We start from the raw sequence: 14,969 nt of genomic DNA on the forward strand, positions 1-14,969 counted from the left end.
GGGTACCGGAGAGGAAAACCCCTCCGACACGGCAATCTCCCGCCGGCCGCGGCCCACCGAGCGTCCCGGTCACGCCGCTAGCGCAGCACCCCGGCCTTAGTGCCGTCCGTCAGCTTGCCGGAAAGATCCACCTGCGCACCCTCCGGAGCCTTGAGGGCCAGCCGGTTCCCGTTCGCGGAACCGTTCACCCCACTGCCCGACACCGACAGCGAGGCGAACTGCGCACTGCCCGCCGCCAGTACGTACCAGCTCCCCGCCCGCGACTTCCACAGCACCCCGGCCAGCACCTTGGGCTCCCGGGGCCCGCACGCCGCCGACCCCTCGGCCTTCGCCGCCTGGGCGGCCGGCGTGGCCCCGGGGGCCAGGAACTGGGCCTGCACCCGGTCCGACAGGCCCTGCCAGGTCTCGGCCCGCGTGCACAGCCACGTCGCCGTACCGTCGCCCTCGGGAAGCGGCTGCTTCGCGTACGTCCAGGCGTTGACGCTGCGCACGCCGTGCGAACGGACCGACGGCAGCAGGCAGGCGATCCTCGACCACTCGCCCAGCTCGGCCGCCTCCGACACGTCCCGCGAGGCCCCCGGCGCACCCGAGGTCAGCCGGGCCGGGGTCAGCTCCCCGAGGTCCGTCACCAGCCGGGTCGCCCCGTCGCCGGTCAGGGCCAGCGCGTTCCAGCTGGTACAGCTGCCGCCCGGGGCGGGACTCGCGACCGGCGGGGTGATCCCGTCCGCGGTGAGCTTCAGCGGCACCGGCGCCTCACCGGGCTTCAGCAGGTCCCGCAGCGCCGCGCCGGTGACCCACGGGGCCGTCAGGTAGCGGACGTTGCCGTCGACCCGGCTGAGCACCAGCCCCGTCGCCGTGTCCGCGGACGCCCCGTCCGTCCGGGCGAAGTCCAGGGCCGCGCCCGCCGTCCCGGAGCGCGGCTCCGCGTACCGGACCACCCGCAGCCCGTCGTGCAGCAGCACCACCACCGCCTGGTCCACGGTCCCGGCGAACAACAGCTGCGGCGGCCCCATCGCCGGCCCGGACGGCGTCCCCGGGGTCGCCGAGACGACCACCGACTTCCCCGGCCGCGCCCACACGGCCAGCGCCCGGCGCAGCAGCTCCGCGTCGTCGGCGCGGTCGCCGCGGGCGGGCCACGCCGAGTAGTCCGTACGGGACGAGGTGCGCCAGGCCGCCGGCGCGGCCCGCACCAGCTGGCCGGGATCCAGGGCCTGCTCCGCCGCCGCGTTGAGCGCGTACGGCGGGGCCGCGGGCCCGTCGGTGCCCCACCCCCCGCCCGGCAGCGCCAGCAGCGCCCCGCACACCGCGAGGGCCGCGCCCGCCGCCAGGGCGGCCCGCGTGAGACGGCGCCGGCGCAGCAGGTCGGTGGGCCGGGCCTGGAGCACGCACGGATCGAACTCGGGGGAGGCGAAGAGGCCGTCGTGCGCGGGATCCCCCGACTCCGCGATGGCCGCCGCCGGATCGGCGACCCCGGCCTCGGTGAGGACCCGGAACACGTCCGGCTCCGCCAGCCCCTCCAGGGCCCGCAGGACGCACGCCGCCCGCCCGGGCCCGTTCAGGGTGGCCAGCCACTGGTCCAGCGCCAGCTCCTCGGCCCCGCCCGCACGCGGGAACAGCCGCAGCCCCCACACCTGGGGGAGCAGCGGCGGCAGCTGCCCGCGCAGCGGCAGCGCCCGGAAGCTCAGCGGGATCCCCGCCTCCAGGGCGGAGCGCAGCACGCGCAGCCGGACGTACGCGTACCCCGACTCGGGCCCGTCCGCCCCGCGCTGCGCCGGAACCCCGCCGCGCACCGCGTCGGCCTCCGGGGCCCGCCGGCCGCGCGGCAGGGCCCGCTGGGTCAGCGAGTGGGCGGTGAGCACCCGCCGGTTGCGGCCGAGGGCGGGCGGCAGCACCAGATAGGCGAGCCGCACCAGCCGCGGGTAGTGCTCGACGATGGCGGCCTCGGCCTGCTCGACGTCGGGAGGCAGGGGGCGGGTGGCGGTATCCGGCGCAGTCACGTTCAGCAGAACGAGCGATTCGTCGGATGGTCACCCGTCCCCAGCGCACACGTTCGGACGAACCGAGCGGCCCGCGACGCGTCCGGGCTCCCCGGCCCGTCGGCCCCGGGCCGGGCCCGTGGGGCGATCGGCTCCGCCCGTCAGGCAATCGGCTGCGCCCGTCGGGCGATCGGCCCCGCCCGTCAGGCGACGAGCCTGGCCCGCAGCGCCTCGACGGTCCCGTCCGGCACGCCCAGGCCCTCGCGCACGTACTTCTCCATCGACCCGTACCGCGTGCTCACCTCGTCCAGCCCCGCCTCCAGGTAGGAGGGGAACACCCCGATCAGCGCCAGCGCGATGTCCGGGTCCCCGCCCGCCGCCGTGAAGCCCTCGATCATGGGCGCGAAGGCCACCTTGACCGCCGGGTTCACCGACAGGTACTCCGCCATCAGGGTGTCGTCGTCGGCGCCGAGCAGCGAGAGGATCAGCGTCGCGCCCCAGCCCGTACGGTCCTTGCCGGCCGTGCAGTGGAACAGCAGCGGACCCGACTCCGGATCGGCCGCCTCGATGAGCAGCGTGCGGTACGCGGCCTGCGCGGAGCCGGAGCTCACGAACGACCGGTAGACCGACCCGAAGAGTGCCTGCGCCCGGCCGCCGCCCAGGTGCTCCTCGGCCACCACCGGATCGGCGAGCAGGTCCTTGAGCTGCGTGGCGGCCGGCATCTTGCCGTCGTTCATCTTGTCGGCCAGCACGTCGCGCACCACCAGCCGCGCCCCCTGCGGCAGCCGGTCGGGGTGGTCGGCGCGCTCGGAGTCGCTGCGGAAGTCGATGACCGTACGCAGCCCCAGCGCGGCCACCACCGGGTCGGCGGCGAGGTCGAGCCGGTCGAGGGCGCCCGAGCGCAGCACGAGGCCGGGGCGGACGGTCCGGCCGCCGGCGAGCGGGGTGCCACCGAGGTCGCGGAGGTTGGCGACGGTGGTGGAGGGCTTGGCGGTCATCGTGGCGTCTCCAGCGGTATGCGCGCGGCGGGGAAGGGCGAGCGGGTGGGGACGAGCAACTGGATTACTCGTGTCATTCACATCATTCGTATCATTCAGGTCACGCAAGAGCGATTTTCCGATGATCCTGTCCCGCATGCCGGTCGAAGGCCAGGGAGAGGCCGATCCCCACGCCCAGCGCCGCGAGGTGCCCGGCGTCGGTGAAGGTCCGGCCGCGGCGCAGCACCGGCTGCGCCGCCAGCGCCAGCAGGCCCACCCGGGCGGTGTTGCGCACGGTCCCCCGAGGCAGGGCCGAGGTCAGGGCGCCGAGCACGGCGTTGAACCCGTAGCTCGTGCCCACGTCCAGAGCGCGCCGGGTCTCGCGGTCGGCGGTGCGCCGCAGCGCCCCGTACACGAGGAGGGTCGCCGAGGCGTGCCCGAAGAGGAACACGGCGGCCGTCCACCAGGCGCCGTACGCGTACTCCGCGTACCCGAGCACCGCGACCAGCAGCAGCGCGTACGGCAGCGGCATCGGTTCCTCGACGACGAAGGCGCTGGCGAGCAGGGTCTCCCAGTGTCCGGCGGCGAGGTTGTCGACGTTCGTCGAGCAGCCGCGCAGCACCCGGTCGCGGCGCGGCGGACCCAGCCGCTCCAGCGCGTGGGCCCCGAGCTGGACCCCCGCCGTGTACACCGCGCCGAGGGGCAATGACCATGACCATGGCAATGGATTCACCCGCCCATGATCGGATACCGCCCCGCTGCGGACACCACCGGGCCTCGTGGGAAAATGACCGGAACATGTCTGGAACCCCCGCGCCGGTGCGCGTCGTGCGGGCCGCGATGTTCGCGGCCGTGTGCGTCGCGCTGGGCGCGCTGGGGCATTCGTACATGTCCGGGATGAATGTCCCCGTCGGCTGGCTGGCGGGCGCCTTCGCGGTGACGGGCGGACTCGCCTGGCTCGCCGCCGGCCGCCGCCGCGGGCCCGCCGGGATCACCGTCGCCCTGCTCACCGTCCAGGGGGCGCTCCACCTGGCCTTCTCCGCGGGCCAGGCGCACCACCCCGCGACCGCCGCTCCCGTCGCCCCGCCGGAGCCGATGCCCGGCCACCATCACGCGCACGCGATGCCCGCGGCCGACGGCCCGGCGGGGACGACGCACGTGCCGGGCACGGCTCCCATGGGCACGGCCGAGGGCATGCCGGTGCCGTCCGGCACGTCCGACGGCATGGCCGGGATGACCGGGATGACCGGGATGACCGGGACGGTCGACGGCGCGTCGGGCGCGGCCGACGCAATGTCAGGCATGGCCGACATGGCCGACATGGCCTCCATGGCCGGTCACGGCGGCGTCGGCATGATCGCCGCCCACGTCCTCGCCGGACTCTTCTGCGCCGCCTGGCTCGCGTGGGGCGAGGCCGCCGTCTTCCGGCTGGCCGGCGCCCTCGGCGCGACCGCGCTGCTGGCGGCCCGCCCGCTCGCCCGCGCCCTCGCGCTGGTCCGCACCCGCGTGGCCCTCGTACCGACCCCGCCCGCGCACTGCGCCCCCTGCGACCGGCCGCGCCGGCTGCGCGGAGCCGTCCACGCGCACACGGCGGTCCGGCGCGGCCCGCCCGCCGGGTGGAACACCCGAGCCACGGCCCCCGGCCGTCCTGCCCGCGCCTGACCGGCGCACCTCCTTCGGCGAGGGGGCGAGACCTGGGGCCGCCCACCCATGTCTTCGCCAACCCTTAGGACCGACATGTCCCTCGACGTGCTTCCGGACGCCCCCACCGGGGACTCCGCCGCACCGCCGAAGCGCACCGGCGGCACCTGGGCCGCCCTGCGCCCGCTGCTCCTGCGCCTGCACTTCTACGCGGGGCTGCTGATAGCCCCGATCCTGTTCCTCGCCGCCACCACCGGCCTGCTGTACGCCGGCTCCTGGCAGGCCGAGAAGATCCTCTACTCCGACGAACTGACGGTCGCCCGGGTCGGCGAGAGCGCCCTGCCGCTCAGCGCCCAGGTGCAGGCCGCCCGGGGCGCCGCGCCCCAGGGCAAGGTCCTCGGCGTGTGGCCGTCGCCCGAGGAGGAGGCCACCACCCGGGTCGTCATGGAGAGCCCGGGACTCGGCGAGGGCGAGACCCTCACCGTGTTCGTCGACCCGTACACGGCCGACGTGCGCGGGCAGCTCACCACCGCCGGGGACGCGCTGCCGCTGCGGGCCTGGCTCAGCGAGTTCCACGCCAGCCTCCAGCTCGGGGAGTTCGGCCGGAACTACAGCGAGCTCGCCGCGAGCTGGCTGTGGGTCGTCGCCCTCGGCGGGCTCGCCCTGTGGATCGGCCGCCGCCGCTCCCGCAAGGCCCACCTCGTCGTCCCCGACCGCAAGGCCACCGGCCGCCGCCGCACCCTGTCCTGGCACGGCGCCGTCGGCCTGTGGGCCGTCGCCGGACTCGTCGTCCTGTCCGCCACGGGCCTGACCTGGTCCCGGTACGCCGGCGAGAACATCGGGCAGCTCCAGGACCGCCTCGGCGGGGCCACCCCGTCCGTCGCCGCCTCGCTGACCGGGGCCGCGGGCGGCGCCGACGAGCACGCCGGGCACGTCATGACGGAGGGCATGGAGATGCCCCCGCCGCCGCCCACCGCCGACGTCGGCATCGACCGCGCCGTGGAAGCCGCCCGGGCCGCCGGGGTCACCGAGAGCCTGCGCGTCACCCTTCCCGCCCAGGGCAAGGGCTACGTCGTCAAGGAGACCGACAAGCAGTTCCCCGTGCACCTGGACTCCGTCGCGGTCGACCCCGCCGACGGCCGGATCATGGACGAACTGCGCTTCGCCGACTACCCGTTGCTCGCCAAGCTGACCCGCTTCGGCATCGACCTGCACATGGGCCTGACCTTCGGGCTCGTCAACCAGATCGCCCTCGCGGCCCTCGCCGTCGCCGTGATGTTCCTCGTCGTCTGGGGCTACCGGATGTGGTGGATGCGCCGGCCCACGAAGGAGCGCAGGCTCTCGGTGGGCCGGCCGCAGCCGCGCGGCGCCTGGCGGAAGCTGCCGGTGACGGTCCTGCTGCCGCTGGCCTGCCTGACCGCGCTCACCGGGTGGTTCGTCCCGATGCTCGGGATCAGCCTGCTCGTCTTCCTCGCGGGTGACGTGCTCCTCGGCTTCGCGGCGGCCCGCCGCCGGGCCGGAGCCTCCGCGCCGCAGGCCTAGTACGTACGAAACAGGCGGGCCCGCACTCCCCCGGGGAGTGCGGGCCCGCCCGCTTGCCGGCCTGCTCGCCGGCCTTCGGCCCGATGGTCGGCCCGCGGCCTAACGGACCGGTCAGGGCGCGTACTTGTAGCCCACCCGGCGGACGGTCTGGATCGTCCCGCGGTGCGCCGCGCCCAGCTTGCGGCGCAGCCGGGCGATGTGGACGTCGACCGTACGGCCGTCGCCGACGTGGCCGTAGCCCCACACCGTGGTCACCAGCTGGTCCCGGCTGTGCACCCGGTGGGGGTGCGCCACGAGGTGGGCGAGCAGCTCGAACTCCAGGTAGGTCAGGTCCAGGACCTGGCCGTCCACCTCGGCGGTGCGCTGCGCCGCGTCGATCCGGACGAGCGCGTCGCCCGTGGTCCGCGGGGCTTCGGGCGCCGGGAGCGGGACGGACTGCGGGGCGAAGGCGATGGGCTGCTGGTCGGCCGGTACGAGGACCAGGTAGCCGACCATCGGCGGCTGGCCGGGCAGCGCCGGCAGGGTGTGCTGGGGTGCGGGGAGCCAGGTGGCGCCGGGCGGGAGCAGGTCCACGACGCGGGCCACCTCGTCCCGGTCCACGGCCCGCAGCCGATGGCGCGGACTGGGCGGGAAGGTCAGGGGAGCGGAGGTCGCAGCGGAGGCGGCAGAAGCGATGGAACGGGTGTTAGCCATGAGTGGTCAGCTCTTTCACGCGGAGTGGTCGGCAGGAGACGTACGTACGTCGTCGTTGTCGTACCGCGCAGACCGAAGGCCTCGGGCGGGTCTTTGGGAGGTCCCGGAAGGCTTTAGAGGGCCGGCGCGTTCTTCGCGCGGCAACACACCCGGTCGAAATCGTGATCCTGACGGGAGGGCCAGAACGGCTCGAGGTCGCTGCGACCTGTCGAGGAGTGCGAATGGCTGGCCATGGGCTCATTGAAGCAGATGTGCGGGGCCCGGGGCAGGTCCCGTCTCACCAGGTGGAGCGGAATCTCATATTCCGTGATCAAGGTGTCGTAAAGACGTCACATTCCCGACAAACAGTCAGCCCGTGAGCCGCTTCCGCCAGTCCAGTCCGGTCACCCGTATCGCATCCTGGGCGGACCCGTCCCACGCCCACGACAGCCCCACGCCGTCCAGCGCGGCCACCACCTCCCGGCCGATCGCCGCCGTCAGCTCCTCCCGCAGCTCCGCGGGCGGTTCGAAACACCCGTACAGCAGCCACAGGTCGCCCCCCGCGGCCGCGCCCTCCGTGCACTGCGAGTGGAAGAAGACGAACCCCCGCGCGTCCTCCTCACCGTCACCCCAGATCTCCCCGGTCCCGCAGTTGCGGCAGCAGGTGAAGTTCTCCCGCGCCGTGAGCCCGCTCGCGCCGAGCGCCTCGAACGCCCGCGTCACCCGCTCGGGATCGGTCTCGCCCTCCCAGCCGGCCTGCTCGGCCACCCGCTCCCGCCACAGCCGGTCCACCAGCAGCCGCGCCTGGGCGGCGGAGACCGCGGGCCCGCCACCCTCCGCGTCCCCGAGGACGTACCCGGCGTACTCGGCCAGCTCCGCCCGGCCCTCGTAGCCGCACACCAGCTTCTCCCGGACGAGCCCCGCCACCTGCTCCTCCACCGCCGCGTCGAGCGCCGGCACCTCCTCCACCGGGAACTCCAGCCGCTTCCACGCCGGCCCCGCATCCCAGCCCTCCTCCTGCCGGGCCCAGCGGAGCATCACCTCCACCACCCCCGCCGCCGAGGGCACGAACGCCTGGAAGTGCCGGTCCGGACCGCCCGCCCGGTGCTCCAACTGGTACTCCCCGCCCGCCTCGTGCCACACCTGGACGAAGACGTCCGGATCGTCGGGGACCCGGTTCACCACCAGGAACCTGTCCCCGTCCGCACCGATCCGCTCCACCAACTCGGACAACAGCGGGACCGCGGGCCGCTCGTAGGACTCGGCGCGCTCGGTGTGCATCTTCACGGGCAGCATGGGCCACACCCTGACAGACGCCACCGACAGCACGGCGCCCGCCCTCCCACGGGGGAGGACGGGCGGCCGTGCTGTCCGGGTGGCGCCGGTCTGTCCGTGGCGCCGGTCTGCCGGTGGCGCCGGTCTCAGACCAGGCCGTCCTTCTTCAGGCCCGTGCAGCAGGTGTCCGTGATCAGTCGCGTCACCACGTACGGGTCGACGTTCGCGTTCGGGCGGCGGTCCTCGATGTAACCCTTGCCGTCCTTCTCCACCTGCCACGGGATGCGCACCGACGCGCCGCGGTCGGACACCCCGTAGCTGAACTCGTTCCACGGAGCCGTCTCGTGCAGCCCCGTCAGACGCTCGTCGATGCCCGCGCCGTAGTTCTTGACGTGGTCCAGCGGCTTGGAGCCCTCGCCCAGCGCCTCGCACGCCGAGACGATCGCCCGGTAGTCCTCGCGCATCGCCTTCGTGGAGAAGTTGGTGTGCGCGCCCGCGCCGTTCCAGTCACCCTTGACCGGCTTCGGGTTCAGCGTCGCCGACACGTTGAAGTCCTCGGCCGTGCGGTACAGCAGCCAGCGCGCGATCCACAGCTGGTCCGACACCTCCAGCGGACCCACCGGACCCACCTGGAACTCCCACTGGCCCGGCATGACCTCGGCGTTGATCCCGGAGATGCTCAGACCCGCCGCCAGGCAGTGGTCCAGGTGCTTCTCGACGATCTCGCGGCCGAAGATCTCGTCCGAACCGACACCGCAGTAGTAACCGCCCTGCGCCGCCGGGAAGCCGTTCACCGGGAAACCGAGCGGGCGGGCACCGTCGAAGAAGGTGTACTCCTGCTCGATGCCGAAGATCGGCTCCTGACCGGCGAACTCCTCCGCGACCGGACGCAGCAGAGCCCGGGTGTTCGACTCGTGCGGCGTCATGTCGATGTTCATGACCTCGCACAGCACGAGGAGGTTGGCACCGCCGCGGATCGGGTCCGGGCAGGAGAACACCGGCTGGAGCACGCGGTCCGAGGCGTGACCCTCGGCCTGGTTCGTGCTGGACCCGTCGAAGCCCCAGATCGGCAGCGCCTCGCCGTCCGCCAGGATCCTCGTCTTGGAGCGAAGCTTCGCCGTCGGCTCGGTGCCGTCGATCCAGATGTACTCAGCCTTGTAGCTCACGGGCCCCATCCTGACTCTGCGGGTGCTGCGGATCGCCTGGTGTCCTCCGTCCTCCGCAGAGTCCCCCGCCGCGATTTCTCTTCCGTTGCCCGTGTGTGAACCCCGTGTTACCGAGGTTTACCCCGCAGGTGGGACGGGTTGTGCGGGTTGGCGGCCGCACGCCCGTCCGAGTGCGGCAGACTGGGCGCGTGAGCATTTCGTACGATTTGAACTCCGCCGACGGCGCCCCCGAGGCAGCCCCCGGCCCCGCCCCCCACCAGGCCTCCGGCAGCCCCCGCCCCCGGGTCGGCCTGCTCGGCACGGGCCCCTGGGCCCAGCGCACCCACGCCCCCGCCCTCGCCGCCCACACCGGCTCCGAGTTCGCCGGAGTGTGGGGGCGGCGCCCCGAAGCCGCCGCCGAGCTGGCCCAGGCGTACGGCGTGAAGGTGTACGAAGACCCCGACGCGCTGTTCGCCGACTGCGACGCCGTGGCCTTCGCCCTCCCGCCGGACGTACAAGCCCCCCTCGCCGTCCGCGCGGCCGCCGCCGGATGCCACCTGCTGCTCGACAAACCCGTCGCCACGACCGTCGAGGACGCCCGCGCCGTCGCCGACGCCGCCGCGCACCACCAGGTCGCCTCCGTCGTCTTCCTCACCCTCCGCTTCGCCGAACCCACCGCCGGATGGGTCGACGAGCAGGCCGCGCGCACCGGCTGGTTCACCGCCTCCGCCCACTGGCTCGGCGCCGTCTTCCCGCCCGACGGCACGCCCAGCGCCTACGCCGACTCCCCCTGGCGCAAGTCCAAGGGCGGCCTGTGGGACGTCGGCCCGCACGCCCTGTCCGTCCTGATCCCCGTACTGGGCGACGTCACCGACGTCACCGCCGCACGGGGCCCCTCCGACGTCGTCCAGCTCGCCCTGCGCCACTCCTCCGGCGCCGCCAGCACCGCCGTACTCAGCCTCGGCGCGCCCCGGGCCGCCGCCGGCGTCGGGCTCGAACTGCGCGGGGCCGAGGGCGTCTTCGCCCTGCCCGACTGGAGCGACGTACCCGGCGCCTACGGCCGCGCCCTGGACGCCCTGCTCACCTCCGCCCGGACGGGGGTCCCCGACCCGCGCGGGGCGGAGTTCGGGGCGCGGCTGACGGAGATCCTCGCGCGGGCGGAGGGGCAGCTCGCCGATTGACGACGGCGTTGCCTGAGGACGGCGTTGCCTGGCGACGGCATTGCCTGATGACGGCGTGGCCCGATGACGGCTCTACTTGATGACGGCGTTCGCGGCGATGATGGCCAGGCCGATCGCCGCGTCGGCCAGGCCGATCAGCAGCGCCGCGCGGAGCCGGTAGCCGACGCGTACGGCCACGAAGGCCCCCCAGGCGAAGAGCAGCGCGGTGTTCAGGCCGAGCCCGACGGCCGTCACCCCGTAACGCTCCCACTCCGTGAGCCCGGCCAGGAGCAGCAGGAGCACGGTGGGCAGGGTGGCCGCGATCATCGGCCACTCGTTCCACAGGGCGCGGCCCATCACCCGCCACCGGTACCCGGCCGAACCGGGCTGATGGGTCGCCATGTGGTGCGAGTACCCGTGGGCGAGCCCGGCCGCGGCAGCGGTGACGAGGACCCAGCTGGCGTCGTAGAACGGGGTGTACTCCCCGCCCTTCTGGTCCAGCGCGGCGAGCAGGGCACTGGCCAGCACGGTCCCGTACACCCCGCCGAACATCCAGTCGGCCCCGCGCCGGGGCGGCGGAATCGGATGCCCGGCGGCGATGGGGGGCGTGGGGGGCGGCTGCTGATCCATGGGGGCCTTCGCTTGCTTCTGGTTCCGCTTCGCTGCTGCTGCTGTTGGTGCGCTTTGCTCCTTTTGGTACGAGTTCACCCTAGAGGGTGGAGCGGGGACCGCCCGGGCCCGTCCCCCCGATCCGTGCGCAAGTGGTTCGCGCGGCTCGGCCGTCCGGTGGCAGGGTGCGGCCATGGATCGAATGGATCAAGCAGAGGTATTGCTCATCGGAGGCCGCGCGGGCGTCGGCAAGACGACGGTGGGGTGGGAGGTCTCGGCGCGTCTGCGCGCCGAGACGGTTGCCCACTGCGTCATCGAGGGCGATTTCATGGGGCAGGCACACCCCGCTCCGGAGGGGGACCCCCGCCGCAGGAAGATCGCCGAACGCAATCTGACGGCGCTGTGGTCCAACTACGCCGAGCTCGGGTACCGCCGCCTGATCTACACGCACACCGTGAGCGTCCTGACCGAGCACGAGGGCATGTTCCGGCGCGCCATGGGCGCGGACGTCAGGATCGTGCGGGTGGTGCTCACCGCCTCCGACGCCACCGTCCGCGAGCGGCTGACCGGCCGGGAACTGGGCTCGGAGCTGGAGCACGAGCTGGAGGGCAGCGCCCGCAAGGCGCGGATCCTGGACGAGCGGATGCCCCTGGACGCGGTGCGAGTGGCGACCGACGGACGCTCCGTGACCGACATAGCGCGCGAAGTGGCGGGCGCCACCAACTGGCTGCGCTCGCCCAGCGCCTAGTGCCCTACCCGCCCGCGCTCCTGCGGGACAGGGCGTCGCGCACGGCTTCCTCGGAGCGGGCGACGACGGCCGTGCCGTCCTCGGCGGTGATGATCGGGCGCTGGATCAGCTTCGGGTGGGCGGCCAGGTGGGTGATCCACCGCCGGCGGGCCTCGTCGGTCTCCTCGCGCGGCAGGTCCCGTACGCCGGTCTCCTTCGCGAGGGGGTCGGAGGTGCGGGTGATGTCCCAGGGCTCCAGCCCGAGGCGTCCCAGCACCTCGCGGATCTCGGCCTCGGACGGTACGTCCTCCAGGTAGCGGCGCACCGTGTAGTCGGCGCCCTCCGCGTCCAGCACGGTCAGGGCGCTGCGGCACTTCGAGCAGGCGGGATTGATCCAGATCTCCATGGCGGCAAGCCTAGTCAGACTCCGTCTGGCCAGGGGCTTTTGTCAGTGCCCCCCGGTAAAATCGAAGGAGAACGACAGGAAGCCAACTACCGTTTGGGAGGCTGTAGATGGCCGCTGCCGCGATCATTGTGATGCCCAAGAAGAAGCCGCTGCCGGCGGGGCTGCCCCGGGAGTGGTACGAGAGCCACAACCGCCGTCTGAAGGCGATGCGGCTCGCGATATCCCTGCTCGACACGGGGACCTACGACGCTCAGCGCGCGACCAACCGCAAGATCCGGACGATGGCGGCGCGGGTGGGCATCCACCGGCCGTCCAACCTCACCTGCAAGATGGTGCGCTCCTTCATCCGCGACGGCTCATGACGCGGCGATGACGCCCTGGAGGCCGGAGGGGCCCCCGCCGGACCGTGCGGCGGGGGCGAAGGGCACGCCGACCACCGTGCCCCCGGCTCCTTCGTCCTCCACGGCGTGCACCGAGCCGGTCCGTACCCCGGCCGGGACCACGGCGGCGGACCCTGCGGCATGGCTCGCGCCGGCCGCGTACGCGAGGAGCATCGAGCCGGTGAGCAGGCCGGCCGCGGCGGCCGCCGCCGTGACCGCCGCCATGCGCCTCCTGTGCTTGTGCGGTGCGTGCATCGGTGGGCCTCGTCTCTGCGTGCTCGGGGGTGCCGTCGCTGCCGAGGGAAACACGGAAAGCGGACCGGAGCCCGCACTGTTACCAACTGATCATCCGATCAGTACGGACCGGTCATTCCGTCTCCGGCGACAGCAGCAGCAGGGCCACGTCGTCGCGCGGGCCGCCGCCGGTGAAGGCCGCCAGGTCCTTCCACACCGCCCCGACCAGGCCCGCGGGGTCGCCCGCCAGTACCGGGACCCGGCTGGCGAGCGGGTAGAAGTAACCGGCCGGGTCGCGGGCCTCCGTGACGCCGTCGGTGTGCGCGAGCAGCCGGTCGCCCGGCAGCAGGCGCAGTTCCGTCACCGGTGGCAGGGCCGGACCGGTCAGCCCCAGACCCAGCGGCGGGCCCGGTTCCACCGTCACCTCCGAGGCCGTGAAGTCCCGCAGCAGCAGCACCGGGGGGTGCCCGCACGACACGATCCGTACGAGGTCCAGGCCGGTCGGGAACTCCAGGAGCACCGCCGTCGCGAACAGCTCCGGGTGCTCCACGGACTCCGCGGCCGCGTCCGCCACCAGCCGCCGGTCCAGCCGTGCCGCGACGGCCACCAGCCCCCGGTCGTCCAGCACCGCCTCCCGGAAGGCGCCGAGCAGCGCCGCCACCGTGCCGACCGCCGCCAGACCGTGGCCCTGCACGTCCGCCACCACCGCCCGCACCCCGTACGGTCCGGCCCGTACGTCGAAGAGGTCGCCGCCGACCAGCGTGCCGCGCTGCGCGGCCCGGTAGAGACCGGCGCAGCGCACCGGGCCCACCCGGTCCGGGACCGGCGGCAGCACGGCCAGCTGGGCCGCCTCGGCGACCGTACGGACACTGACGAGCTGGGCGTCGCGGCGGCGCCGCACCCAGGCGATGACCACGCTGAGCAGCCCGACGACGGCCACCGTGGCCAGGTCGGAGCCCCGGGCGTGCCCGACGCCGAGCGAGGGGAAGGCGAGCAGGGCGAGGACCAGCGCGGCGAAGACGGTCGTGCCCGCCGCGCCGTAGGAGAAGGCGGCCACGGCGGGGAGGGCCGCCAGGAAGTAGCCGAGCTCGACGGTGCCGGGCGTCAGCCACTGGGCGAGGCACAGCACCACCATGGCCACGGCGGGCGCGAACCGGGCCCAGCGCGGAGGCGGGGCCCCGTGCAGCCCGCCCGGGTCCTCCCGTACGCGTCTCACCCCTCCACCCTGGTACGGGCACCCGGGCCGCGCACGCCGGGTGGCCCCTCGGAGCACCGCCCGCGACAGTGGAGCCGTGACGGAAACCAGCGCGGCCATCAGCAGCCGCCTGAACTGGCTGCGGGCGGGTGTGCTCGGCGCCAACGACGGGATCATCTCCACGGCGGGCCTCGTCGTGGGCGTGGCGGGAGCCACCACGTCGCGGGCCGCGATCCTCACGGCGGGGGTGGCGGGGCTGCTGGCGGGCTCGCTGTCGATGGCGGCGGGGGAGTACGTCTCGGTCAGCTCGCAGCGGGACTCGGAGCGGGCGGCCCTGGACGTGGAGCGGCGCGAGCTGGCGCGGGAACCGGAGGCGGAGCTCGACGAACTCACCGGCCTGCTGGCCGAACGGGGCCTCAGCCGGGAGCTGGCCCGGGAGGCCGCCGAGCAGCTGACGGAACGCGACGCGCTGCGGGCGCACGCGCGGGTGGAACTCGGCATCGAGCCGGACGAGCTGGCGAACCCGTGGCACGCGGCGTTCGCCAGCCTGGCGGCGTTCACGGTGGGGGCGGTGCTGCCGCTGCTGGCGATCGTCCTGCCGGGCGCGTCCGCGCGGGTGCCGGTGACGGTGGCGGCGGTGCTCGTGGCGCTGGTCTGCTGCGGGGTCGCCGGTGCGCGGCTGGGCGGCGCCCCGGTACCGCGGGCGGTGCTGCGCAACGTGGCCGGCGGCGCGCTGGCGATGGCCGTCACCTACGCGGTCGGCACCTGGCTGGGCACAACCTGACCCCACCCGTGTGCCATCCCTGGGGCTCTGCCCCGGCATCGGCGCGGGCTGGACTCGGCCGGGAGGGCGAGCGGCCGGGGCCGGGGCCGGGGTGGGGTGTCGTCCGGGACTAAAACGTGATTTGTTGGCGCCCTGTCCCACCGGCAACAGGGGCCCGGACCAGGCGCCATAAATCATGCCCGTCCCGGACGACACCCCCCCCCGGGCCCCCGCCCCCCCCCCCCCCCCCCCCCGCCCCCCACCCCC

Annotated in this window: 16 protein-coding genes; 6 read left to right on the forward strand and 10 right to left on the reverse strand. The window is 74.3% G+C overall.

Going from position 1 to position 14,969, the window contains the following annotated elements; genetic code table 11:
• Nucleotides 1-77: 77 nt before the first annotated feature.
• The 3 genes from ABZZ17_RS19210 to ABZZ17_RS19220 form a co-directional block, all read right to left on the reverse strand.
• Nucleotides 78-1,997, reverse strand: coding sequence for a hypothetical protein (locus ABZZ17_RS19210; protein WP_356877482.1), 1,920 nt, complete (start codon nt 1,995-1,997; stop codon nt 78-80).
• A 182-nt stretch (nt 1,998-2,179) separates the two neighbouring features.
• Nucleotides 2,180-2,974: a tyrosine-protein phosphatase gene (locus tag ABZZ17_RS19215; protein WP_356877483.1), complete on the reverse strand. Its 795-nt coding sequence runs from the start codon at nt 2,972-2,974 to the stop codon at nt 2,180-2,182.
• 100 nt (nt 2,975-3,074) lie between these two features.
• Nucleotides 3,075-3,659, reverse strand: a complete 585-nt coding sequence (locus ABZZ17_RS19220) for a rhomboid-like protein (RefSeq protein ID WP_356877484.1) — start codon at nt 3,657-3,659, stop codon at nt 3,075-3,077.
• A gap of 92 nt (nt 3,660-3,751) precedes the next feature.
• Here ABZZ17_RS19220 and ABZZ17_RS19225 point away from each other — a divergent pair, with 92 nt between their 5' ends.
• Together ABZZ17_RS19225 and ABZZ17_RS19230 are read left to right on the forward strand one after the other, a co-directional pair.
• Complete coding sequence (locus tag ABZZ17_RS19225; RefSeq protein WP_356877485.1) at nt 3,752-4,615, forward strand: hypothetical protein; 864 nt, start codon at nt 3,752-3,754, stop codon at nt 4,613-4,615.
• A 75-nt stretch (nt 4,616-4,690) separates the two neighbouring features.
• Nucleotides 4,691-6,136: a PepSY domain-containing protein gene (locus tag ABZZ17_RS19230; RefSeq protein WP_356877486.1), complete on the forward strand. Its 1,446-nt coding sequence runs from the start codon at nt 4,691-4,693 to the stop codon at nt 6,134-6,136.
• Nucleotides 6,137-6,247: 111 nt separating this feature from the next.
• On the opposite strand, the gene ABZZ17_RS19235 is transcribed toward ABZZ17_RS19230, so the two are convergent.
• From ABZZ17_RS19235 to glnII, 3 genes are all read right to left on the reverse strand, one after another.
• The gene (locus tag ABZZ17_RS19235) at nt 6,248-6,829 is read right to left on the reverse strand and encodes a winged helix-turn-helix domain-containing protein (protein ID WP_356877487.1); all 582 of its coding nucleotides are present in this window, start codon (nt 6,827-6,829) and stop codon (nt 6,248-6,250) included.
• A 348-nt stretch (nt 6,830-7,177) separates the two neighbouring features.
• A complete protein-coding gene (locus ABZZ17_RS19240; RefSeq protein WP_356877488.1) occupies nt 7,178-8,104 on the reverse strand; it encodes a hypothetical protein in 927 nt (308 codons plus the stop codon).
• Nucleotides 8,105-8,229: 125 nt separating this feature from the next.
• Nucleotides 8,230-9,249 carry a glutamine synthetase gene (glnII, locus tag ABZZ17_RS19245; RefSeq protein WP_356877489.1) on the reverse strand — a complete coding sequence of 340 codons (1,020 nt, stop codon included), beginning with the start codon at nt 9,247-9,249 and terminating at the stop codon, nt 8,230-8,232.
• A 290-nt stretch (nt 9,250-9,539) separates the two neighbouring features.
• Between glnII and ABZZ17_RS19250 the strand changes: the two genes are divergently transcribed.
• Nucleotides 9,540-10,409 carry a Gfo/Idh/MocA family oxidoreductase gene (locus ABZZ17_RS19250; protein WP_356877500.1) on the forward strand — a complete coding sequence of 290 codons (870 nt, stop codon included), beginning with the start codon at nt 9,540-9,542 and terminating at the stop codon, nt 10,407-10,409.
• Between the two features lie 72 nt (nt 10,410-10,481).
• Here ABZZ17_RS19250 and ABZZ17_RS19255 read toward each other — a convergent pair whose 3' ends face one another.
• Nucleotides 10,482-11,018, reverse strand: coding sequence for a hypothetical protein (locus ABZZ17_RS19255; RefSeq protein ID WP_356877490.1), 537 nt, complete (start codon nt 11,016-11,018; stop codon nt 10,482-10,484).
• Nucleotides 11,019-11,199: 181 nt separating this feature from the next.
• Between ABZZ17_RS19255 and ABZZ17_RS19260 the strand changes: the two genes are divergently transcribed.
• Nucleotides 11,200-11,745 (forward strand): AAA family ATPase, encoded by a 546-nt coding sequence (locus tag ABZZ17_RS19260; RefSeq protein WP_356877501.1) that lies wholly within the window; start codon nt 11,200-11,202, stop codon nt 11,743-11,745.
• A gap of 4 nt (nt 11,746-11,749) precedes the next feature.
• Here ABZZ17_RS19260 and ABZZ17_RS19265 read toward each other — a convergent pair whose 3' ends face one another.
• Nucleotides 11,750-12,130: an ArsC/Spx/MgsR family protein gene (locus tag ABZZ17_RS19265; protein ID WP_356877491.1), complete on the reverse strand. Its 381-nt coding sequence runs from the start codon at nt 12,128-12,130 to the stop codon at nt 11,750-11,752.
• 107 nt (nt 12,131-12,237) lie between these two features.
• Here ABZZ17_RS19265 and ABZZ17_RS19270 point away from each other — a divergent pair, with 107 nt between their 5' ends.
• Nucleotides 12,238-12,492 carry a hypothetical protein gene (locus tag ABZZ17_RS19270; protein WP_356877492.1) on the forward strand — a complete coding sequence of 85 codons (255 nt, stop codon included), beginning with the start codon at nt 12,238-12,240 and terminating at the stop codon, nt 12,490-12,492.
• On the opposite strand, the gene ABZZ17_RS19275 is transcribed toward ABZZ17_RS19270, so the two are convergent.
• The gene (locus ABZZ17_RS19275; protein WP_356877493.1) at nt 12,487-12,735 is read right to left on the reverse strand and encodes a hypothetical protein; all 249 of its coding nucleotides are present in this window, start codon (nt 12,733-12,735) and stop codon (nt 12,487-12,489) included. The two genes, ABZZ17_RS19270 and ABZZ17_RS19275, sit on opposite strands and share 6 nt — an antisense overlap.
• 142 nt (nt 12,736-12,877) lie before the next feature.
• Nucleotides 12,878-13,960 (reverse strand): PP2C family protein-serine/threonine phosphatase, encoded by a 1,083-nt coding sequence (locus ABZZ17_RS19280; RefSeq protein WP_356877494.1) that lies wholly within the window; start codon nt 13,958-13,960, stop codon nt 12,878-12,880.
• Between the two features lie 76 nt (nt 13,961-14,036).
• Here ABZZ17_RS19280 and ABZZ17_RS19285 point away from each other — a divergent pair, with 76 nt between their 5' ends.
• Nucleotides 14,037-14,723: a VIT family protein gene (locus tag ABZZ17_RS19285; RefSeq protein ID WP_356877495.1), complete on the forward strand. Its 687-nt coding sequence runs from the start codon at nt 14,037-14,039 to the stop codon at nt 14,721-14,723.
• Nucleotides 14,724-14,969 lie beyond the last annotated feature (246 nt).

The organism is Streptomyces sp. NPDC006512 (assembly GCF_040611935.1).
Classification (GTDB): domain Bacteria; phylum Actinomycetota; class Actinomycetes; order Streptomycetales; family Streptomycetaceae; genus Streptomyces.